Source organism: Phaeovulum molybdatiresistens, from assembly GCF_023544865.1.
GTDB lineage: Bacteria > Pseudomonadota > Alphaproteobacteria > Rhodobacterales > Rhodobacteraceae > Pontitalea.
In genome coordinates, this window is record NZ_JAMJFX010000012.1 from 22993 (window position 1) to 44710 (window position 21718).

25 protein-coding genes are annotated in these 21718 nt (G+C 65.7%); 23 read left to right on the forward strand and 2 right to left on the reverse strand.

Going from position 1 to position 21718, the window contains the following annotated elements:
• Nucleotides 1-2 precede the first annotated feature (2 nt).
• Nucleotides 3-1187, forward strand: a complete 1185-nt coding sequence (locus tag MXB90_RS09890; RefSeq protein ID WP_250044146.1) for a DegT/DnrJ/EryC1/StrS family aminotransferase — start codon at nucleotides 3-5, stop codon at nucleotides 1185-1187.
• Here the strand turns inward: MXB90_RS09890 and MXB90_RS09895 are convergent.
• Nucleotides 1175-1627, reverse strand: a complete 453-nt coding sequence (locus MXB90_RS09895; protein WP_250044147.1) for a CreA family protein — start codon at nucleotides 1625-1627, stop codon at nucleotides 1175-1177. The genes MXB90_RS09890 and MXB90_RS09895 overlap by 13 nt on opposite strands.
• A gap of 118 nt (nucleotides 1628-1745) precedes the next feature.
• On the opposite strand from MXB90_RS09895, the gene MXB90_RS09900 reads away from it, so the two are divergent.
• Entirely contained in the window at nucleotides 1746-2903 is a 1158-nt protein-coding gene (locus MXB90_RS09900; RefSeq protein ID WP_250044148.1) for an isovaleryl-CoA dehydrogenase, read from the forward strand.
• A gap of 74 nt (nucleotides 2904-2977) precedes the next feature.
• Here the strand turns inward: MXB90_RS09900 and MXB90_RS09905 are convergent, their stop codons facing one another.
• The gene (locus tag MXB90_RS09905) at nucleotides 2978-3577 is read right to left on the reverse strand and encodes an OmpW/AlkL family protein (RefSeq protein WP_250044149.1); all 600 of its coding nucleotides are present in this window, start codon (nucleotides 3575-3577) and stop codon (nucleotides 2978-2980) included.
• Nucleotides 3578-3717: 140 nt separating this feature from the next.
• Here MXB90_RS09905 and MXB90_RS09910 point away from each other — a divergent pair, with 140 nt between their 5' ends.
• From MXB90_RS09910 to nuoK, 21 genes are all read left to right on the forward strand, one after another.
• Complete coding sequence (locus tag MXB90_RS09910) at nucleotides 3718-5322, forward strand: carboxyl transferase domain-containing protein (RefSeq protein ID WP_250044150.1); 1605 nt, start codon at nucleotides 3718-3720, stop codon at nucleotides 5320-5322.
• Nucleotides 5323-5445: 123 nt separating this feature from the next.
• Nucleotides 5446-7362: an acetyl-CoA carboxylase biotin carboxylase subunit gene (locus MXB90_RS09915; RefSeq protein ID WP_250044151.1), complete on the forward strand. Its 1917-nt coding sequence runs from the start codon at nucleotides 5446-5448 to the stop codon at nucleotides 7360-7362.
• A complete protein-coding gene (locus MXB90_RS09920) occupies nucleotides 7359-8003 on the forward strand; it encodes a glutathione S-transferase family protein (RefSeq protein ID WP_250044153.1) in 645 nt (214 codons plus the stop codon). Before MXB90_RS09915 ends, MXB90_RS09920 begins: the two co-directional genes overlap by 4 nt.
• Nucleotides 8003-8878 (forward strand): hydroxymethylglutaryl-CoA lyase, encoded by an 876-nt coding sequence (locus MXB90_RS09925; protein WP_250044155.1) that lies wholly within the window; start codon nucleotides 8003-8005, stop codon nucleotides 8876-8878. Before MXB90_RS09920 ends, MXB90_RS09925 begins: the two co-directional genes overlap by 1 nt.
• A complete protein-coding gene (locus MXB90_RS09930; protein ID WP_250044158.1) occupies nucleotides 8868-9653 on the forward strand; it encodes a crotonase/enoyl-CoA hydratase family protein in 786 nt (261 codons plus the stop codon). The genes MXB90_RS09925 and MXB90_RS09930 overlap by 11 nt, the downstream gene beginning before the upstream one ends.
• Nucleotides 9654-9832: 179 nt before the next feature.
• Entirely contained in the window at nucleotides 9833-10198 is a 366-nt protein-coding gene (locus MXB90_RS09935; protein ID WP_250044160.1) for an NADH-quinone oxidoreductase subunit A, read from the forward strand.
• Complete coding sequence (locus MXB90_RS09940) at nucleotides 10189-10722, forward strand: NuoB/complex I 20 kDa subunit family protein (RefSeq protein ID WP_250044162.1); 534 nt, start codon at nucleotides 10189-10191, stop codon at nucleotides 10720-10722. Before MXB90_RS09935 ends, MXB90_RS09940 begins: the two co-directional genes overlap by 10 nt.
• 12 nt (nucleotides 10723-10734) lie before the next feature.
• Complete coding sequence (locus tag MXB90_RS09945) at nucleotides 10735-11334, forward strand: NADH-quinone oxidoreductase subunit C (RefSeq protein WP_250044164.1); 600 nt, start codon at nucleotides 10735-10737, stop codon at nucleotides 11332-11334.
• 50 nt (nucleotides 11335-11384) lie between these two features.
• Entirely contained in the window at nucleotides 11385-12593 is a 1209-nt protein-coding gene (locus MXB90_RS09950; protein WP_250044166.1) for an NADH-quinone oxidoreductase subunit D, read from the forward strand.
• Complete coding sequence (gene nuoE / locus MXB90_RS09955) at nucleotides 12593-13708, forward strand: NADH-quinone oxidoreductase subunit NuoE (protein ID WP_250044168.1); 1116 nt, start codon at nucleotides 12593-12595, stop codon at nucleotides 13706-13708. Before MXB90_RS09950 ends, nuoE begins: the two co-directional genes overlap by 1 nt.
• 33 nt (nucleotides 13709-13741) lie before the next feature.
• Nucleotides 13742-14437, forward strand: coding sequence for an endonuclease (locus MXB90_RS09960; protein ID WP_250044170.1), 696 nt, complete (start codon nucleotides 13742-13744; stop codon nucleotides 14435-14437).
• Nucleotides 14438-14444: 7 nt separating this feature from the next.
• On the forward strand, nucleotides 14445-14678 hold the full coding sequence (locus MXB90_RS09965) for a DUF5337 domain-containing protein (protein ID WP_250044172.1): 234 nt from the start codon (nucleotides 14445-14447) through the stop codon (nucleotides 14676-14678).
• A gap of 24 nt (nucleotides 14679-14702) precedes the next feature.
• On the forward strand, nucleotides 14703-15998 hold the full coding sequence (nuoF, locus tag MXB90_RS09970) for an NADH-quinone oxidoreductase subunit NuoF (protein ID WP_250044174.1): 1296 nt from the start codon (nucleotides 14703-14705) through the stop codon (nucleotides 15996-15998).
• Nucleotides 15999-16003: 5 nt separating this feature from the next.
• Entirely contained in the window at nucleotides 16004-16282 is a 279-nt protein-coding gene (locus MXB90_RS09975; protein WP_250044176.1) for a hypothetical protein, read from the forward strand.
• Between the two features lie 64 nt (nucleotides 16283-16346).
• A complete protein-coding gene (nuoG, locus tag MXB90_RS09980; protein WP_250044178.1) occupies nucleotides 16347-18368 on the forward strand; it encodes an NADH-quinone oxidoreductase subunit NuoG in 2022 nt (673 codons plus the stop codon).
• A gap of 4 nt (nucleotides 18369-18372) precedes the next feature.
• On the forward strand, nucleotides 18373-18789 hold the full coding sequence (locus tag MXB90_RS09985) for a hypothetical protein (protein WP_462982275.1): 417 nt from the start codon (nucleotides 18373-18375) through the stop codon (nucleotides 18787-18789).
• 25 nt (nucleotides 18790-18814) lie between these two features.
• A complete protein-coding gene (nuoH, locus tag MXB90_RS09990) occupies nucleotides 18815-19852 on the forward strand; it encodes an NADH-quinone oxidoreductase subunit NuoH (protein WP_250044180.1) in 1038 nt (345 codons plus the stop codon).
• 1 nt (nucleotide 19853) lies between these two features.
• Complete coding sequence (nuoI, locus tag MXB90_RS09995; protein ID WP_250044182.1) at nucleotides 19854-20345, forward strand: NADH-quinone oxidoreductase subunit NuoI; 492 nt, start codon at nucleotides 19854-19856, stop codon at nucleotides 20343-20345.
• Nucleotides 20342-20752: a carboxymuconolactone decarboxylase family protein gene (locus MXB90_RS10000; RefSeq protein ID WP_250044184.1), complete on the forward strand. Its 411-nt coding sequence runs from the start codon at nucleotides 20342-20344 to the stop codon at nucleotides 20750-20752. Before nuoI ends, MXB90_RS10000 begins: the two co-directional genes overlap by 4 nt.
• The gene (locus MXB90_RS10005) at nucleotides 20749-21357 is read left to right on the forward strand and encodes an NADH-quinone oxidoreductase subunit J (RefSeq protein WP_250044186.1); all 609 of its coding nucleotides are present in this window, start codon (nucleotides 20749-20751) and stop codon (nucleotides 21355-21357) included. The genes MXB90_RS10000 and MXB90_RS10005 overlap by 4 nt, the downstream gene beginning before the upstream one ends.
• Nucleotides 21358-21410: 53 nt before the next feature.
• Complete coding sequence (gene nuoK / locus MXB90_RS10010) at nucleotides 21411-21716, forward strand: NADH-quinone oxidoreductase subunit NuoK (RefSeq protein WP_250044189.1); 306 nt, start codon at nucleotides 21411-21413, stop codon at nucleotides 21714-21716.
• The last annotated feature ends 2 nt before the right edge of the window (nucleotides 21717-21718 follow it).

Sequence of the window (21718 nt, forward strand, 5' to 3'; positions counted from 1 at the left end):
CCGTGACCGAGCGTTTCACCGGCAGTTTCACCCAGCAAGAACCGATCCCCGAAGACGCGGTCGCGGCCGCGCTGGCGGTGCTGCGCCACGGCCGGCTGCACCGCTACAACCTGACCCCCGGCGAGGTAGGCGAGGCTGCGGCTCTGGAGGAAGACTTTGCCGCCTTCACCGGCGCGCGCTATTGCCTTGCCGTGGCCTCGGGCGGCTATGCGCTGGCAACCGCGCTGCGCGCGGTGGGGGTGGGGCCGGGGGATGCGGTGCTGACCAATGCCTTCACGCTGGCCCCGGTGCCGGGTGCCATCGCCAGCCTTGGCGCCACGCCGTTGTTCGTGGACACGACCGACGCGCTGACCATCGATCTTGACGACCTTGCCGCCAAGGCGGGGCAGGCGCGGGTGCTGCTTCTGTCGCATATGCGCGGCCACATCTGCGACATGGACGCGCTGATGGGCATCGCGCGCGTCCATGACATGGTGGTGATCGAGGATTGCGCGCATACGATGGGGGCATCCTGGGCGGGCATCCCTTCGGGGCGGCACGGGGTGATCGGCTGCTATTCGACGCAGACCTACAAACACATGAATTCCGGCGAGGGTGGGCTGATCGTCAGCGATGATGCCGACCTGATGGCGCGGATGATCCTGATGTCGGGCAGCTACATGCTTTACCCCCACCACCGCGCCGCCCCGCCGCCCGAGGCGTTCGAGGCGCGGAAATGGACCACGCCCAACATCTCGGGCCGGATGGACAATCTGCGCGCGGCGATCCTGCGCCCGCAGCTGGCGCGCCTTCCGGGGCAGATCGCGCGCTGGAACACCCTTTACCGCGCGATCGAGGCGGGGTTGGCCGCAACGCCGGGCCTGTCGCTGATCCCGCGCCCGCAGGCCGAGGCTTTCGTGGGGTCATCCTTCCAGGTCCTGCTGCCGGGCTGGTCGGCCGACCGGATCACCGATCTGGTCACGCGCTGCGCCGGGCGTGGGGTGGAACTCAAATGGTTCGGCGCGGCGGAACCCGTGGCCTTCACCTCGCGCCATGACAGCTGGCGCTATGCCCCCGCGCAAGCCCTGCCGAAAACCGATGCCGTGCTGGCGGGGCTGATCGACCTGCGCCTGCCGCTGACCTTCACGCCCCGGGATTGCGCCCTGATCGCACGCATCATCGACGCCGAGGTCCGTCAGGGTTCGTAAAGTGGCACGGTGGAAATCGCCATCTTGGCCGAGCCTTCGGTGACCTCGTTCGCGTGGGTCAGATAGATCAGCGTCTGGTTCGCCGCGTCATAGATCCGCGTCACGCGCAGCGACTTGAAGATCAGCGACCGGCTTTCGGAAAACACCGTCTCGCCGTCGCGGCCCCGGTCGATATCGCCCAGCACGATCGGCCCGGTCTGGCGACAGGAAATGGCCGCGTTTGACGGATCCTCGAACCAGTTGCCCTGCCGCAGCCGGTCGATCACCGAGCGGTCGAAATAGGCGACATGGCAGGTGACGCCCGCGACCTTGGGGTCGGGGATCGATTCGATCACCACATCATTGCCGACCCAATCCACGCCGACGCGCCCCACGACCTCGGCCGGGGCGGGCAGGGGGGCAAGCAACAGCGCGGCAAGAATGGGCAGGGCGGGGCGCATCGGTTGTCCTTCGGTTGACGCGCCAAGGATGACAGATGGACGGTCTTTCGCAAGACTTGACGCGACTCGGCTCTCATGCCCATAAATGAACAAGCGTTCAATAACGGGGAGGAGACCGATGTTCACCGCTTCCATGAGCTTCGATCTGGGCGAGGATGTGAACAGCCTGCGCGACATGGTGCATCGCTGGGCGCAGGATCGCATCAAGCCGATCGCGGCCGAGGTCGACCGCAGCAATGCCTTCCCCAATGACCTATGGCGGGAAATGGGCGATCTGGGCCTTTTGGGCATCACGGTGCCAGAGGAATATGGCGGCGCCGGCATGAGCTATCTGGCCCATGTCATCGCCACCGAGGAAATCGCCCGCGCCTCGGCCTCGGTCAGCCTGTCCTACGGCGCGCATTCCAACCTGTGCGTCAACCAGATCAAGCTGAACGGCACCGATGCGCAGAAGCGCAAATACCTGCCCGGCCTGATTTCCGGCGCGCAGATCGGCGCCCTGGCGATGAGCGAGACCGGCGCGGGGTCGGATGTGGTCGGCATGGGTCTGCGCGCCGAAAAGCGCGGCGACCATTATGTGCTGAACGGCCATAAATACTGGATCACCAACGGCCCCGATGCCGATACGCTGGTCGTCTATGCCAAGACCGATCCGGCGGCGGGCAGCAGGGGCATCACCGCCTTCATCGTCGAACGTGGCTTCAAGGGCTTTTCCACCAGCCCGCATTTCGACAAGCTGGGGATGCGCGGATCGAACACGGCGCAGCTGTTCTTCGACAATTGCGAGGTGCCGGCGGAAAACGTGCTGGGCGCGGAAGGCCGCGGCGTGCGTGTTCTGATGTCGGGGCTGGATTACGAACGCGTGGTGCTATCGGGCATCGGCACCGGGATCATGGCCGCCTGCCTGGATGAGGTCGTGCCTTACGCGCAAAGCCGCGAACAATTCGGCCAGCCGATCGGGAATTTCCAGCTGATGCAGGGCAAGATCGCCGACATGTATGTGGCGATGAACACCGCCCGCGCCTATGTCTACGAGGTCGCCCGCGCCTGCGACCGCGGCCAGGTCACCCGTCAGGATGCGGCGGGCGCGGTGCTTTACGCCAGCGAACAGGCGATGGTGCAGGCCCATCAGGCGGTGCAGGCGCTGGGCGGCGCGGGGTTCCTGAACGATTCGGTCGTCAGCCGCCTGTTCCGCGATGCCAAGCTGATGGAAATCGGCGCGGGCACATCCGAAATCCGCCGCATGCTGATCGGGCGCGAGCTGCTGGCGAAATGATCGCCCGGCGCATCCCCGCCCATGAAAAAAGGCGCGGCCTGACGCCGCGCCCCCAAGGTCTTGCCCTGATGCGATCAGAACTTCACGACATAGGCGACATTCGCCACCAGCGGGTCGATCTCGGCGGTGCCGATGTAGCCGCCGTTCAGATAGACATCGGCGTCGATGTCGATATAGCGCAGCTCGGCGCGCAGCGCGCGCTTGTCGCTCAGCGCGTAATCGGCACCGATCGTCGCGGCCAGGCCCCAGCTGTCGTCGATCTTCAGCTCACCGAGGCTGGTCTCTTCCTCGAAGAACGTCGTGTAGTTGATGCCGACGCCGACGAAGGGCTTGAACTTGCCGCCCGTGGGGAAGTGGTAGTTGACCGAGACGGTGGGCGGCAGGTGCTTGGTCACGGCATTGCCGACGCCTTCGATCGCGATCGCGTGTTTGAACGGCAGGGCGCCCAGAACCTCGATGCCGATGTTGTCGCGCACGAAATATTCGAACGCGATGGTCGGACGGATGTTGTCGTCGATCGTGGCGTTTTTGCCTGCCAGCACGCCATTGTCCGATTTCGGATCGACAATGCCCAGCCCGAAGCTCAGCGTCATGTCGCCGGCCGATTGGGCCATGGCGGGGGCCGCGGTCAGGGCGGCGGTGGACACAAGAAGGGCGGAGAGGATCTGTTTCATCTTGTCACTCATATGGTTGAAACCGCGCAGACCATCTGCGCGAACTGCGGGTCCGGCTTTGACCTGAATCAAGAAACAGGCCTTTCGCACCACGCGTCACGAAATAGACACAGTGCCCCCCACGGCAAGGAGACATTGCGATGAAACTCACCTCCTCGGCCCTCGTCAGCTCGGACCTGTTCCGCGCCAACCGCGCCGCGCATCTGGCGATGCTGGATACCGTGGCGCAGGCCGCCGCCGCCGCCAGCGCGGGCGGCGGCCCCGAGGCGACCGCCCGCCATGTCGCGCGCGGCAAGATGGCGCCCCGCGACCGGGTGGCGGGGCTGCTGGACCCCGGCTCGCCCTTCCTGGAAATCGGCGCCACGGCGGCGCATGGCATGTATGACGGCGCGGCCCCCGGCGCGGGCCTGATCGCGGGCATCGGCCACGTGATGGGGCAAGAGGTGATGGTGCTGGCCAATGACGCCACGGTGAAGGGCGGCACCTATTACCCGATGACCGTCAAGAAACACCTGCGCGCCCAGGAAATCGCCGAGGAATGCCATCTGCCCTGCGTCTATCTGGTCGATTCGGGCGGCGCCAACCTGCCCCAGCAGGATGAGGTCTTCCCCGACCGCGACCATTTCGGCCGCATCTTCTACAACCAGGCACAAATGAGCGCGAAGGGCATCCCCCAGATCGCCGTGGTCATGGGGTCGTGCACCGCGGGCGGGGCCTATGTGCCCGCGATGTCGGATGTGACGATCATCGTGAAGGAACAGGGCACCATCTTCCTGGCAGGCCCGCCCCTTGTGCGCGCGGCCACCGGCGAGGTCGTCTCGGCCGAGGATCTGGGCGGGGGCGATGTGCACACGCGCCTGTCGGGCGTGGCCGATTACCTGGCCGAGGATGACGCCCATGCGCTGGCGCTGGCGCGGCGCGCGGTCGAACACCTGAACCGGCGCAAGCCGCAAACCGTGGTCTGGCAAAGCCCTGAAGAGCCCGCCTATGACCCCGAAGAGATCCTCGGCGTCGTCCCGGCCGACCTGCGCACCCCCTACGACATCCGCGAGGTGATCGCGCGTCTTGTCGACGGCTCGCGCTTTGATGAATTCAAGCCCCGCTTCGGCGAAACGCTGGTCACGGGCTTTGCCCATGTGAAGGGCTGCCCCGTGGGCATCGTCGCCAACAACGGCGTGCTGTTTTCCGAGGCCGCGCAAAAGGCCGCGCATTTCATCGAGCTTTGCTCGCAGCGGTCGATCCCGCTGGTATTCTTGCAAAACATCACCGGCTTCATGGTCGGGCGCAAATATGAAAACGAAGGCATCGCCCGCCACGGCGCCAAGATGGTGACGGCGGTGGCCACGACGAATGTGCCGAAAATCACCATGCTGGTCGGCGGCTCTTTCGGGGCGGGCAATTATGGCATGGCGGGGCGCGCCTATTCCCCCCGCTTCCTGTGGACCTGGCCCAATTCGCGCATCTCGGTCATGGGCGGCGAACAGGCTGCGGGCGTTCTGGCCACCGTCCGCCGCGACGGCATCGAGCGCAAGGGCGGCACCTGGTCGGCCGAGGATGAAGCCGAATTCAAGCGCCCCACGATCGAGATGTTCGACCGCCAAAGCCACCCGCTCTACGCCTCGGCGCGGCTGTGGGACGACGGCATCATCGACCCGCGCAAATCGCGCGATGTGCTGGCGCTGTCGCTGTCCGCCGCACTTTGCGCTCCGATCGAACCGACGCGCTTCGGCGTGTTCCGGATGTAAACTTTCCGCCTCCGGCGGGAGTATTTGGCCCAAGAAGAAGCAGCGCGTTTCGTTTCTTCTTGGTGAAAATACTCCGGGGGGCACGGGGGGCAGAGCCCCCCGCCGCAGCAAAGGGAGGAACGCATGTTCCGCAAGATCCTGATCGCCAATCGTGGCGAAATCGCCTGTCGGGTCATCGACACGGCCCGCCGCATGGGTGTGGCAACCGTCGCGGTCTATTCCGACGCCGATGCGGGCGCGCGCCATGTCGCGCTGGCCGATGAGGCGGTGCCTATCGGCGGCCCGGCGCCAAAGGACAGCTATCTGCGCGGCGATGCGATCATCGCGGCGGCGCGGGCGACGGGCGCGCAGGCGATCCACCCGGGCTATGGCTTCCTGTCGGAAAATCCCGATTTCGTCGATGCGGTGCAGGCGGCGGGGCTGGTGTTCATCGGGCCCTCGGGCGATGCGATCCGGGCGATGGGGCTCAAGGACGCGGCCAAGGCGCTGATGGCGCAGGCGGGCGTGCCGGTGGTGCCGGGATATCACGGTGATAATCAGGACCCCGAACATCTGGCCGGTGCGGCCGATGCGATCGGCTATCCGGTGCTGATCAAGGCGGTGGCGGGCGGCGGTGGCAAGGGGATGCGGCGGGTCGATCATCCGCGCGACTTTGCCGATGCGCTGGCCAGTGCACAGGGCGAGGCGCGCACCGCCTTTGGCAACCCCACCGTCTTGATCGAGAAATATGTCGAAAAGCCCCGCCATATCGAGGTGCAGGTCTTTGGCGACGGCACCCGCGCGCTGCATCTGTTCGAACGTGACTGTTCGTTGCAGCGCCGCCATCAGAAGGTGATCGAGGAAGCCCCGGCGCCGGGCATGACGGACGCGATGCGCGCGGCCATGGGCCAGGCGGCCGTGCGCGCGGCCGAGGCCATTGGCTACAGCGGGGCGGGCACGGTGGAATTCATCGTCGATGCCAGCGAAGGCCTGCGCCCCGACCGCTTCTGGTTCATGGAGATGAACACGCGTCTGCAGGTCGAACATCCCGTGACCGAGGCGATCACCGGCATCGATCTGGTCGAATGGCAGCTGCGCGTCGCGGCTGGCGAAGCCTTGCCCGCCCGCCAGGAGGATCTGGAAATCCGCGGCCATGCCTTCGAGGCCAGGCTTTATGCCGAGGATGTGCCCGCAGGTTTCCTGCCCGCCACCGGCACGCTGTCGCATCTGCGCTTTCCCAACGGCATCCGTGCCGATACCGGCGTGCGGGCAGGCGATACGATCAGCCCCTGGTATGACCCGATGATCGCCAAGGTCATCACCCACGGCCCGACCCGTGCGGTGGCGCTGGCCAGCCTGGCGCGCGCGCTGGAGGAAACCGAGGTCGCCGGCTCGGTCACCAATCTTGATTTCCTGGGGGCGCTGGCGCGTCATCCGGGCTTTGCGGCGGGCGATGTCGATACCGGGCTGATCGCGCGCGATCTGGACGCGCTGGTGGGCGCGGGCGGCCCGCCCCCCGCGGCGGTGGCGCTGGGGGTGCTGGCGGCGGCGGGCCTGCATGAGGGGCAGGGCGCGGGCTTCACGCTCTGGTCCGCGCTGCGCCGCGAGGTGCCCTTTGACCGTCCCGCCGCGGTGCGGGTCCATGCCCCCGACCGGATCACGGTGGATCTGGAGGGCGCCAGCCATGACTGCCAGCTGCGGCCCGATGGATGGTGGGTAGACGGGATCAAGACCGGCGCGCGTTTTGCGTTGTCGGGCCCGGACATCACGGTGTTCCTACGCGGCGCGCATCGCTTCACGCGCCCCGATCCGCTGGCCCGCCAGGCCGAGGTGGCGGGCGGTGGGCTGACGCTTGCGCCGATGCCGGGGCTGGTCAAGGCGGTCTTCGTGACCGCGGGCCAGGCGGTGGCGGCGGGCGACCGGCTGGTCATTCTGGAAGCCATGAAGATGGAACATACCATGACGGCGGCGCGCGATGGCGTGGTGGCCGAGGTGCTGGTCGAGGCCGGATCGCAGGTTGAGGCGGGGGCCGCGCTGATCCGGCTGGAGGACGAGGAATGATCCGTCTGCATCACGTCCCCCAGGCCCGCAGCTTTCGCATCCTGTGGCTTCTGGAGGAACTTGGCCTGCCTTTCGAGGTTGCCGAACATTCCTTCTTTGACAAAAGCTTGCGCGACGAAGCTTATGCAATGCTTTCACCTGCGGGGCGGGTTCCCGCGCTGGAAATCGAGGGCCGGGCGATCTTTGAATCCGGCGCGATCACGCAATGGCTGTGCGAACGCGAAGGCGCGCTTCTGGGCGCCCCGGATGAGCGGGTGGATTGGCTGCAATGGCTGCATTTCGCCGAAACCATCGCCGCCCATGTCGCCAACCTGACCCAGCAGCACATCGCCCTGCGCGAGGACTGGATGCGCAGCCCCACCGTGATGCGGCTGGAGGCGGCGCGGCTGGCCCGCACGCTGACGGTGGTCGAACGCGGGCTGGCGGGGGATTACCTGCTGCCCTCGGGCTTTTCGGCGGTGGATATCGCGGTCAGCTATGGCGCGATGATCGGCCAGCGTTTTACGCCGCTTGACCCTTTCCCGCGGTTGCGTGACTGGCTTGGCCGGTTGGGCGACCGCCCCGCGTTTCAGCGCGCGCTGGCCCGTGACGGGGCGGCGCAGATCTATACCCGCCCCTTTTATCCCGCGCCGGAGGCCTAATGCAGATCGAGATCTTCGAGGTTGCCCCGCGCGACGGCTTGCAGAACGAAAAGCGCCGGATCGCCACGGCGGACAAGATCGCGCTGGTCGATTGCCTGTCGCACGCCGGGTTCCGGCGGATTGAGGTGGGGTCGTTTGTCAGCCCGAAATGGGTGCCGCAAATGGCCGATTCCGCCGACGTGTTCGCCGGCATCACCCGCAGACCGGGGGTGTCCTATGCCGCGCTGACGCCGAACCTGCAGGGCTATCACGCCGCGCGCGCGGCGCATGTGGATGAGGTGGCGATCTTCGCCGCCGCCTCGGAAGGGTTCAGCCGGGCGAACCTGAACTGTTCCATCGCCGAAAGTCTGGACCGTTTTGCCCCGCTGATCGCGGCGGCGCGGGCCGACGGGATGCCGGTGCGGGGCTATGTCTCGGTCGTGACCGATTGCCCGTTCGAGGGGGCGGTGGCGCCATCGGCGGTGGCGCGGGTGGCGGCGGCGCTGCGCGATCTGGGCTGCTATGAGATCAGCCTGGGCGAGACGCTGGGCCAGGGCCGGCCCGAAACCATCGCCGCGATGCTGCGCGCGGTGCTGGACGAGGTTCCGGCCGACCGCCTGTCGGGGCATTACCACGACACGGCCGGCCGCGCGCTGGCCAATATCGAGGCCTCGATCGAGATGGGGCTGCGGGTCTTTGATGCGGCGGTCGGGGGCTTGGGCGGCTGTCCCTATGCGCCGGGTGCGGCGGGCAATGTGGCCACCGAAAAGGTTGTCGCGCGGCTGGTGGACCTGGGTCACGATACCGGGCTGGACCGGGGCGTTCTGGCCGAGGCGGCGGCGCTGGCGCAGGCGATCCGGCGGGGCTCAACGGAGGGGCAGGACGATGGACTTTGAAACGATCCGCATCGAAACCGATGCGCGCGGGGTGGCGCGGCTGATCCTGGCGCGGGCGGCGAAACACAATGCGCTGAGCGCGCAGATGATTGCGGAACTGACCCGGGCGGCGAGCGTTCTGGGCGCCGACACGGCGGTGCGCGTGGTCGTGCTGGCGGCCGAGGGCGACAGCTTTTGCGCGGGTGGCGATCTGGACTGGATGCGCGCGCAGATGGCGGCCGATGCGGCCACCCGCGCGGCCGAGGCGCGCAAGCTGGCAATGATGCTGAACGCCTTGAACCTGTTGCCAAAACCGCTGATCGGGCAGGTTCATGGCAATGCCTTTGGCGGCGGCATCGGCATGATGAGCATTTGTGACGTGGCGATCGGTGCCGATACCGCGCGCTTTGGCCTGACCGAAACCCGGCTGGGCCTGATACCCGCCACCATCGGCCCCTATGTGCTGGCCCGGATGGGCGAGGCGCGGGCGCGGCGGGTGTTCATGTCGGCGCGGCTGTTCGGCGCCGATGAGGCGGTGGGCCTGGACCTTCTGGCCCGCGCCGTGCCACCCGCCGATCTGGCCGCCGCGGTCGAGGCCGAGGTCGCCCCCTATCTGTCCTGCGCCCCCGGTGCCGTGGCCGCCGCCAAGGCGCTGGCCCGCCGTCTGGGCCCGCCGATCGGCGAGGCCGAGATCAGCGATTCCATCGCGGCCCTTGTCGCCTGTTGGGAAGGCACCGAGGCGCCCGAGGGAATCGCGGCCTTTTTCGACCGCCGCAAGCCCGGCTGGGCGCAATAAACTTTCGCGGTTGCAGCATCCGTCGGTGTTTTTGGTGCACAAAGGTATACGAAACGTCGGGTCGCCCCCGGATTTCGCGGCAAACCCCGCCACCTTCGGTTGACCCGGGACGGGCGCAGGTCTAAACCACGCTCAGCCGGAACCTGCGCGGCCCGTGTCGCGTAACGAGGGAGCCAAACGTGCACGATCTCTTGCGTGAATACCTTCCCATTCTCATTTTCCTTGCCATGGCGGTCGCACTTGGGCTTGTCCTGATCCTCGCCGCGGTCGTGCTTGCGGTGCGCAACCCCGACCCGGAAAAGGTCTCGGCCTATGAATGCGGGTTCAACGCCTTTGACGATGCGCGGATGAAGTTCGACGTTCGCTTCTACCTTGTGTCGATCCTGTTCATCATCTTCGACCTGGAAGTGGCCTTCCTGTTCCCCTGGGCGGTGGCCTTCGGGCAGTTGAGCGATGTGGCCTTCTGGTCGATGATGGCCTTCCTGGGCGTGCTGACCGTGGGCTTTGCCTATGAATGGAAGAAGGGGGCGCTGGAATGGGCGTGATGACGGGGGCGAACACCGCCGCGGCCGATATGGACGTGGCGACCGCGGCGCTGAACCGCGACCTGCAGGACAAGGGCTTCATCCTGACCTCGGCCGAGGATATCATCAACTGGGCGCGCAACGGCTCGCTGCACTGGATGACCTTCGGCCTGGCCTGCTGCGCGGTCGAGATGATGCATACCGCAATGCCGCGCTATGACGTGGAACGCTATGGCTTTGCGCCGCGCGCCAGCCCGCGTCAGTCCGACGTGATGATCGTGGCCGGCACGCTGACCAACAAGATGGCGCCCGCGCTGCGCAAGGTCTATGACCAGATGCCCGAGCCGCGCTATGTGATCAGCATGGGGTCCTGCGCGAATGGCGGGGGCTATTATCACTACAGCTATTCGGTGGTGCGCGGCTGTGACCGGATCGTTCCGGTCGATATCTATGTGCCGGGCTGCCCCCCCAGCGCCGAGGCGCTGATGTATGGCATCCTGCAGTTGCAGCGCAAGATCCGCCGCACCGGCACCCTTGTGCGCTGAGGAGAGGGGACAATGTCCGAAGCCCTGAAAGAACTTGCCGCCCATATCGAGCTGAAGCGCGCCTCCGATGTCGTCTCGACCGAGGTGGCCTTTGGCGAATTGACCGTGACGGTGACCGCCAGCTCGATCGTGGAATTCGTGGAATTCCTGAAGGACGATCCCAGCTGCCGGTTCTCGAGCCTGGTCGATATCACCGCGATCGACTGGCCGCAGCGCCCGGCGCGGTTCGACATGGTCTGGCAGTTCCTGTCGATGTATCGCAACCAGCGCATCCGCGTGAAGGCCGCCGTGCGCGAGGAGGACATGGTTCCCTCGATCACCGGGCCGTTCCCCGCCGCCAACTGGTTTGAGCGCGAGGTGTTCGACATGTTCGGCATCCTGTTCTCGGGGCACCCGGACCTGCGTCGCATCCTGACCGACTATGGCTTCCGCGGCCATCCGCTGCGCAAGGATTTCCCGACCACGGGCTATGTCGAACTGCGCTATGACGAGGCGCAGAAGCGCGTTGTCTATGAGCCGGTCAAGCTGACGCAGGAATACCGGCAGTTCGACTTCCTCAGCCCCTGGGAAGGCGCGCAATACATTCTGCCCGGCGACGAAAAGCAGGGTTGAGCCAGCCGGGCCCTTGGGCCCGCTTTCTTGGCAATACGGAAGGTGACACGATGGACGGCAGCCTTGACGACGTTCTGACCGGCGAGCAGAAGATCCGCAATTTCAACATCAACTTCGGGCCCCAGCACCCGGCGGCACACGGCGTGCTGCGGATGGTGCTGGAACTGGACGGCGAGATTGTGGAACGCGCCGACCCGCATATCGGGCTGCTGCATCGCGGCACCGAAAAGCTGATGGAAAGCCGGACCTACCTGCAGAACCTGCCCTATTTCGACCGGCTGGATTACGTGGCGCCGATGAACCAGGAACATGCCTGGTGTCTGGCGATTGAACGTCTGACCGGCACCGTCGTGCCGCGCCGCGCCAGCCTGATCCGGGTTCTGTATTCCGAAATCGGCCGCGTCCTGAACCACCTGCTGAACGTCACCACGCAGGCGATGGACGTGGGCGCGCTGACCCCGCCGCTGTGGGGGTTCGAAGAGCGTGAAAAGCTGATGATCTTCTACGAACGCGCCTGCGGGGCGCGTCTGCACGCCAACTATTTCCGCCCCGGCGGCGTGCATCAGGATCTGCCGCCCGCGCTGATCGAGGATATCGACGCCTGGGCCGTCGAATTCCCCAAGGTGCTGGACGATATCGAAGGCCTGCTGACCGAAAACCGCATCTTCAAGCAGCGCAACGCCGACATCGGCATCATCACCGAACAGGACATCCTGGATTGGGGCTATTCCGGGGTGATGGTGCGCGGCTCGGGCCTGGCCTGGGACCTGCGCCGCAGCCAGCCTTATGAATGCTACGACGAATTCGACTTCAAGATCCCCGTCGGCAAGAACGGCGATTGCTATGACCGCTATCTGGTGCGCGTCGCGGAAATGCGGGAATCGACCAGCATCATCCGTCAGGCCTGCGCCAAGCTGCGGGTCGAAAAGGGCGACGTGCTGGCGCGCGGCAAGATGACCCCGCCCAAGCGCGGCGAGATGAAGACCTCGATGGAGGCGCTCATCCATCACTTCAAGCTTTACACCGAAGGCTTCCACGTCCCCGCCGGCGAGGTTTATGCCGCGGTTGAGGCGCCCAAGGGCGAATTCGGTGTCTATCTGGTGTCGGATGGCACCAACAAACCCTATCGCGCCAAGATCCGCGCGCCGGGCTATCTGCACCTGCAAAGCATGGATTACGTGGCGAAAGGCCACCAACTGGCCGACGTGTCGGCCATCATCGGCACGATGGATGTCGTGTTCGGGGAGATTGACCGCTGATGCTGCGCCGCCTTCACAATACCCAGCCCGAAAGCTTTGCCTTTACCCCCGCCAACCTGGAATGGGCCAAGGGGCAGATCACCAAATATCCGGTGGGCCGTCAGGCCAGCGCGATCATCCCGCTGCTGTGGCGCGCGCAGGAACAGGAAGGCTGGCTGACCCGCCCGGCGATCGAATATGTCGCCGACATGCTGGACATGCCCTATATCCGCGCGCTTGAGGTGGCGACCTTCTACTTCATGTTCCAGCTTGCCCCGGTGGGCTCGGTCGCGCATTTCCAGATCTGCGGCACCACGTCGTGCATGATCTGCGGCGCCGAGGATCTGATGAAGGTCTGCCGCGACAAGATCGCGCCGGAACCGCACCAGCTCTCGGCCGATGGCAAGTTTTCCTGGGAAGAGGTGGAATGCCTTGGCGCCTGCGCCAATGCGCCCATGGCCCAGATCGGCAAGGATTATTACGAAGACCTGACCGCCGAGAATTTCGCCCATCTGATCGATGAGATGGCCGCGGGCAAGACGCCGCGTCCGGGGTCGCAGATCGGGCGCTTTGCCTCGGAACCGGCGTCGGGTCTGACCTCGCTCAAGGATCTGCCGGGCGACAAGCACCCCTACAACGGTTCGGTCCAGCGCGCGGTGGACATCGGCGACACGCTCAAGCGCATCGATGGCACCGAGGTGCCGCTGCGCATGCCCTGGCAGATGTCGGGCCAGCACGGGCCGATCGGCACGATGGGCGCGGGACAGCGCCCGATGTCCGCCGTGCAGCAGGCCGCCGCCAAGGCCGCGCCCGCAGCCCCCAAGGCCGAAGCCGCGCCCGCGGGGGACAAGCCCGCGTTGCTGGATGCGCCGCGCGGCGACAAAGCCGATGATCTGAAGCTGATCAAGGGCGTGGGCCCCAAGCTGGAAGCGCTGCTGCATTCCATGGGGATCTATCACTTCGATCAGATCGCCGCCTGGACCGAGGCTGAACTGGCCTGGGTCGATGCCAATCTGGAAGGCTTCAAGGGCCGCGCCAGCCGCGATGGCTGGATCGGTCAGGCCAAGGTTCTGGCGACGGGACAAGAGACCGAATTCTCGGCCCATGCGAAGAAGGACGGGATTTACGAAGACTAAGGCGCAGCAGGCCCGCGGGCGAAGGAGAGAGGGATGACCGAACTGGACAATGGATGCCGGGGCAAATCCTGGGCGGCAGGCGCGATTGCGGGCCTGGTCGTCTTTGGGTTCGTGCTGGCCAGCCATGCCGGCTTTGTCGCAGCCCTTTTCCTTGGCCTTGTCACCGCGGGCCTGTTCGGCAGCTTTCTGGTCTGGGGGTTCTGTCAGGGCCGTCTGGCGGCACCGCTGCACGCCGCGCCTGTGACGCTGACGCCCGCGCCGGCGGCGGCTGAACCCGTTCCCCCGCAAGCGGCGGCGCCGACCCCGGCGGAGGTGCCGGCCAGCGCGGCACCTGCGCCGGTCACCGAACAGGCGCCTGCCGAAATCAAGGCGCCTGCTAAAACCAAGGCTGCTGCCAAAGCCAAGGCGCCCGCCAAGGTCAAGGCGCAGCCGGTGGCCGAGGGCGGCAAGAAACCCCGCGCGATGAAGGCGCCGCGCAAGGCGGGTGCGGACGATCTGAAGAAGATCGAAGGCATCGGCACCGCGCTGGAAAAGGCCTGCAACGGGCTTGGGATCTGGCATTACGACCAGATCGCGAAATGGGGCGAGGCCGAGGTGGCCTGGATGGATGCCAACCTGAAGGGCTTTCGCGGGCGTGTCAGCCGCGACAAATGGGTGGCGCAGGCGAAGATCATCGTCGAGGAGGGGCTTGATCGCTTCCTCGAACGGGCAAAGACGAACGATTACTGAGGGTTGAATGGCGCAGCAGGGCGGACAGAACGGGTTGAACGCACGCGAGGGTCGGCTGGCCGCCCTTGTGATTGCGGCTGCGACCGTGCTGTGGCTGGCCGCGCAATGGCTGGGAAAGCGGCTGGGGCTGGACCCGAGCATCGCCTTCCTGATCGATCTTGCGGCGATCGCCGCTTATGTTTTTGCGCTGGTCGTGACCTGGCGCATCTGGCGCCGGGGTTCCGGCGGCTCGGGGAACTAGGTCAGGGCAATTGAGGGACTTCACATGCTGAAAGATCAGGATCGGATCTTTACCAACCTCTACGGGATGCACGACCGTTCGCTGAAAGGCGCGATGGCGCGTGGCCATTGGGACGGCACGGCCGGCATCCTGGCCAATGGCCGCGACTGGATCGTCGAGCAGGTGAAGGCCTCGGGCCTGCGGGGCCGGGGGGGCGCGGGCTTTCCCACGGGGCTGAAATGGTCCTTCATGCCCAAGGCGTCCGATGGGCGCCCGGCCTATCTGGTGGTGAACGCCGACGAATCCGAACCCGGCACCTGCAAGGACCGCGAAATCATGCGCCATGACCCGCATACGCTGGTCGAGGGCTGCCTGATCGCGGGCTTCGCGATGGGCGCGGTTGCGGGCTATATCTACATTCGCGGCGAATATATCCGCGAGCGTGAGGCGCTTCAGGCCGCGATCGATGAGGCCTATGAGGCGGGCCTGATCGGCAAGAACGCCTGCAAGTCGGGCTATGACTTTGACCTTTATCTGGCCCACGGCGCGGGCGCCTATATCTGCGGCGAGGAAACCGCGCTGTTGGAATCGCTGGAAGGCAAGAAGGGCATGCCCCGGATGAAGCCGCCGTTCCCGGCAGGGTCCGGCCTTTATGGCTGCCCGACCACGGTGAACAACGTCGAATCCATTGCCGTCGTGCCCACGATCCTGCGCCGTGGCGCGTCGTGGTTTGCGGGCTTTGGCCGGCCGAACAACGCGGGCACCAAGCTGTTCGGTATCTCGGGTCACGTAAACAATCCCTGCGTCGTCGAAGAGGAAATGTCGATTTCCCTGCGCGAATTGCTGGATCGTCACTGTGGCGGCGTGCGTGGCGGCTGGAAGAACCTCAAGGCGGTGATCCCCGGCGGGTCATCCGTGCCGATGCTGAACGCCGCGCAATGCGATGAGGCGATCATGGATTTCGACTGGCTGCGCGAACAGCGCTCGGGCCTGGGCACGGCGGCGGTGATCGTGATGGATCAGTCGACCGATGTGATCAAGGCGATCTGGCGGCTGTCGAAATTCTACAAGCACGAAAGCTGCGGCCAGTGCACGCCCTGCCGCGAAGGCACCGGCTGGATGATGCGCGTGATGGACCGTCTGGTCCGGGGCGAAGCCGAGATCGAGGAAATCGACATGCTGCTGTCGGTCACCAAGCAGGTCGAAGGCCATACGATCTGCGCGCTTGGCGATGCGGCCGCCTGGCCGATCCAGGGCCTTGTGCGTCAGTTCCGCGAGGAAATCGAAGACCGGATCAAGGCGCGCAAGACCGGTCGCATGGGCGCAATGGCGGCGGAGTGAAGCAGATGCAATCCGCCTTTCCCCTGATGCTTGGCACGCTGGCGCTGACCGCCTGCGCCGCGCCGCTGGCCGAACCGGCGCTGCGGGCGGTGCCGGGCTATGCGGTGGTCGCGGGGCCGTCGGGGGAATTGCGCGTCACCCGCGTTGGGGTGCCCTTCGGCTATGCCGACGGGGCCGAGGCGCGGCGCGCGGCGGATGCGATCTGTGGGCCGGGCGGGGTGGACAGTTCCATCCGCGACCATTTCCACGAAGGCGCCTGGATCTACCCGGAGGGCTGTGCATGAGCCCTGCAACCCAATTCCGCGCGGGCACCCGCCGCGGCACCATTTGACGGACAGGATCGGAACCATGTCGAACCTCAGAACGATCATCATCGACGGCCACGAAGTCGAAGTCGATCCGAACCTCACGCTGATCCAGGCCTGCGAACAGGCCGGGATCGAGGTGCCGCGTTTCTGCTATCACGAACGGCTGTCGATCGCCGGCAACTGCCGGATGTGTCTGGTCGAGGTCGTGGGCGGTCCACCGAAACCCGCCGCAAGCTGCGCGATGCAGGTCAAGGATCTGCGCCCCGGCCCGAATGGCGAGCCGAGCGTCATCAAGACCAACAGCCCCATGGTCAAGAAGGCCCGCGAGGGCGTGATGGAATTCCTGCTGATCAACCACCCGCTGGATTGCCCGATCTGCGACCAGGGCGGCGAATGCGACCTGCAGGATCAGGCGATGGCCTATGGCGTCGACTTCTCGCGTTACCGCGAACCCAAGCGCGCCTCGGAAAACCTGAACCTTGGGCCGCTGGTGTCCACCGCCATGACGCGCTGCATTTCCTGCACCCGCTGCGTGCGCTTCACCACCGAGGTGGCGGGCATCACCCAGATGGGCCAAACGGGGCGCGGCGAGGACAGCGAGATCACCAGCTATCTGAACATGACGCTGGACAGCAACCTGCAGGGCAACATCATCGACCTGTGCCCGGTCGGCGCGCTGACCTCAAAGCCCTATGCCTTCACGGCCCGTCCGTGGGAACTGACCAAGACGGAATCCATCGACGTGATGGATGCGCTGGGGTCGAACATCCGCGTCGATACCAAGGGCCGCGAAGTCATGCGGATCCTGCCGCGCAACCATGACGGCGTGAACGAGGAGTGGATTTCCGACAAGACCCGTTTCGTCTGGGACGGCCTGCGCCGCCAGCGTCTGGACACGCCCTATATCCGCGAAAACGGCAAGCTGCGCAAAGCCACCTGGGCCGAGGCGCTGGGGGCCGCCGCCGCCGCGATGAAGGGCGGCAAGGTGCTGGGTCTGGTCGGCGATCTGGCCCCGGTCGAGGCGGCCTTTGCGCTGAAGCAGCTGGTCGAAGGGCTGGGCGGCAGCGTCGAATGCCGCACCGATGGCGCGCGCCTGCCGATCGGCAATCGTTCTGCCTATGTCGGGAACGCGGCGATTGCCGATATCGATGCGGCCCGCTCGATCGTGCTGATCGGCACCAACCCGCGCAATGAGGCGCCGGTGCTGAACGCGCGCATCCGCAAGGTCTGGTCGCAGGGGGCCGAGGTTTCGGTGATCGGCCCGGCGGCGGATCTGACCTATGGCTATACCCATCTGGGCGAAGATCGCGCGGCGCTGGCCCGCGCCGTGGCTTCGGCCGCGCCGGTCGAAGGCGGGCTGGTCATCGTGGGGCAGGGCGCCCTGTCCGAGGCCGATGGCGAGGCGGTTCTGGCCCATGCGATGGCGCTGGCCGACAAGATGGGCGGCAAGATGCTGGTGCTGCACACCGCCGCGGCCCGTGTCGGCGCGATGGATGTGGGCGCGGTCACCGAAGGCGGCCTGCTGGCGGCGATCGACGGTGTGCAGGTGATCTACAACCTGGGCGCGGATGAGGTGGAAATCACCCCGCGCGCCGAAGGTGGGCCGTTCGTGATCTATCAGGGCAGCCACGGCGACCGCGGTGCGAACCGCGCCGATGTGATCCTGCCGGGGGCGGCCTATACCGAAGAAAACGGCCTGTTTGTGAACACCGAAGGGCGCCCGCAGCTGGCTTTCCGCGCGGGCTTTGCCCCCGGTCAGGCCAAGGAAAACTGGGCGATCCTGCGCGCGCTGTCGGCCGAACTGGGCGCGACGCAGCCGTGGAACGATCTGGCCGGGCTGCGCCGGGCGCTGGTCGCGGCGGTGCCGCATCTGGCACAGGTGGACAGCGTGCCCGAAAACGACTGGCAGCCGGTGGGCCTGCGCGACATGGGCGCGGCCAGCTTCCGCCATGCGGTGCGCGACTTCTACCTGACCAACCCGGTTGCGCGGGCCTCGACCCTGATGGCGGAACTGTCGGCGATGGCCAAGGCGCGCCGCGAAGCGCCGCTGGCGGCGGAGTAAGCCGATGCGCCACGCCCTGACCCCCGCGCGCCTTGCCCCCGGCCTTCTGGCCGGGCTGGCGGCCTGCGCGCCGGCGGAAGGGGCCGCACCCGAGGCGGTGGCGGCCGAGCCGCCCCGCTATCAGGGCGCGCGGGCCGAGGTTCTGGATGACGACGGGCTGGTGCGCATCCATGTGGCGTTGGCCGGGGCCAGCACCCCGCAAGCGGTGACGGATTATGCCGATTGTGCCGTGGCGGGCCATGCGATCGGCAACGGATACGGGTTCGCGCGCCATCTGCGCACGATCCTTGAGGAAACGGGTGGCGTCTGGCGGGCGGATGCGGTCTACACCCTGTCGCCCGCGCTGCCCCGTGGCTTGCGGACGCTTGATGCCAAGGCATTAAGCGTCCAATGCGCGGAACAGGGAATACCGACGGTTTGAACGACAAGGCGGTCTGAGGGACAAAATGGCTGAGTTTCTGGCAACACCACTGGGCACCGCGCTTTTGATCGCGGTGCAGGGTCTGGGGATCATCGCATTCGTGATGCTCTCGCTTCTGTTCCTCGTCTATGGCGACCGCAAGATCTGGGCCGCGGTCCAGATGCGGCGGGGCCCTAACGTGGTGGGGGCGTTCGGTCTGCTGCAATCGGTGGCGGATGCGCTGAAGTATGTCGTCAAGGAAATCGTCGTGCCGGCGGGGGCGGACAAGTTCGTCTTCTTCCTGGCCCCGATGCTCAGCCTGGTGCTGGCGATCCTGGCCTGGGCGGTGATCCCGTTCAACGAAGGCTGGGTGCTGGCCGACATCAACGTGGCGATCCTGTTCGTCTTTGCCGTGTCCTCGCTGGAAGTCTACGGCGTGATCATGGGCGGCTGGGCCTCGAACTCGAAATACCCGTTCCTGGGCTCGCTGCGGTCGGCCGCGCAGATGATTTCTTATGAGGTGTCGCTGGGCCTGATCATCATCGGCATCATCATCTCGACCGGCTCGATGAACCTGTCGGCGATCGTCGAGGCGCAGCGGGGCGATTACGGTCTGTTCAACTGGTACTGGCTGCCGCACCTGCCGATGGTGGTGCTGTTCTTCATCTCGGCGCTGGCCGAAACCAACCGCCCGCCCTTTGACCTGCCGGAAGCGGAATCTGAACTGGTTGCGGGCTTCATGGTGGAATATTCCTCGACGCCGTATCTGCTGTTCATGGCCGGCGAATATATCGCCATCTTCCTGATGTGCGCGCTGATCAGCCTGCTGTTCTTTGGCGGCTGGCTGTCGCCGATCCCGGGCATCCCGGACGGGGTGCTGTGGATGGTGGCGAAGATGTGGGTGTTCTTCTTCATGTTCGCCATGGTCAAGGCGATCGTGCCGCGCTACCGCTACGACCAGCTGATGCGGATCGGCTGGAAGGTGTTCCTGCCGCTGTCGCTGGCCTGGGTCGTGATCGTGGCGTTCCTTGCGAAATTCGAAGTTCTCGGCGGCTTCTGGGCCCGCTGGACGATGGGGGGCTGATATGGCGTTCGATTACACCCGGGCCGCGAAATATTTCCTGCTGGTCGATTTCATCAAGGGCTTTGGCCTTGGGATGAAATACTTCTTCGCGCCCAAGCCCACGCTGAACTATCCGCATGAAAAGGGCCCGCTGTCGCCGCGCTTCCGGGGCGAACACGCCCTGCGGCGCTATCCCAACGGCGAGGAACGCTGCATCGCCTGCAAGCTGTGCGAGGCGATCTGCCCCGCGCAGGCGATCACCATCGATGCCGAACCGCGTGACGATGGAAGCCGCCGCACCACGCGCTATGACATCGACATGACCAAATGCATCTATTGCGGCCTGTGCCAGGAAGCCTGCCCGGTGGATGCGATCGTCGAAGGGCCGAATTTCGAATTCGCCACCGAAACCCGCGAAGAGCTGTTCTACAACAAGGAAAAGCTTCTTGAGAACGGCGCGCGCTGGGAAGCGGAAATCGCCCGCAACATCGAGCTGGACGCGCCCTACAGATGACCGAGGAATTTCAGAAACTTTTCAAGACCATGATGGAGCAGGGCCAGGAAATGGCCCGCGCCTTCAACCCGGCATTGGAAAGTTTCAACCCCGCCGCGATGGAAAAGCTGTTCCCCACCATGTCCAAGGACATGATGGAGATGTGGTTCGGCAAGACCTTCAACCGCGAGGGGCTGGATGCGCGCACGCGCCTTCTGGTCACGATCGCGGCGCTGACGGTTCTGGGCGCGCAGGCCGATGCCCAGCTGCGCCTGACGATCCGCCACGCGCTGGAAGCGGGGGCCACGCAACGTGAGATCGCCGAGGTGATCTTTCAGATGAGCATGTTCGGCGGTGTGCCCGCCATGACCCGCGCGCTGGAAATCGCGCAGACGGTCTTTGACGAAAAATCGGGGGAAAACACATGACGGTGTTTGCGTTCGCCTTTTACCTCTTTGCCATTTCGGCGGTGGTCGCGGGCTTCATGGTGGTCGTGTCGAAGAACCCGGTCCACTCGGTCCTGTGGCTGATCCTGGCCTTCCTGTCGGCGGCGGGGCTGTTCGTTCTGCTGGGCGCGGAATTCGTGGCGATGCTGTTGATCATCGTCTATGTCGGCGCGGTCGCGGTGCTGTTCCTGTTCGTCGTGATGATGCTGGACATCGACTTTGCCGAGCTGAAGGGCGAGCTGGCGCGCTACATGCCGCTGGGCCTGTTGATCGGCGTGGTGATGCTGCTGCAACTGGGCATCGCCTTTGGCGCCTGGCAGGCCGCCGAGGGGGCGCAGGACCTGCGCATGGCGCCGGCGCCGGACGGGGTGGAAAACACCGCCGCCCTGGGCCTGCTGATCTATGACAAATATCTTTACCTGTTCCAGGCCGCGGGCCTGATCCTGCTGGTGGCGATGATCGGCGCTATCCTGCTGACGCTGCGCCACCGCAAGGATGTCAAGCGCCAGGATGTGCTGGCGCAGATGCACCGCGATCCGGCCAAGGCGATGGAACTGGTGGATGTCAAACCGGGGCAGGGCCTGTGAATGGCACGCATCGGAACGAATGAAAGAAGGGGCCAGACCCCGGAGGGACAGCGATGATCGGACTTGAACATTACCTGAGCGTGGCGGCCGCCCTGTTCGTCACCGGCATCTTCGGCATCTTCGTGAACCGCAAGAACGTCATCGTCATCCTGATGTCGATCGAATTGATCCTGCTGTCGGTCAACATCAACCTGGTCGCCTTTTCGGCGCATCTGGGCGATCTGGTCGGGCAAGTGTTCACCATGTTCGTGCTGACCGTCGCCGCCGCCGAGGCCGCGATCGGGCTTGCGATCCTGGTGACCTTCTTCCGCAACCGCGGCTCGATCGACGTCGAAGACGTCAACGTGATGAAAGGGTAAGG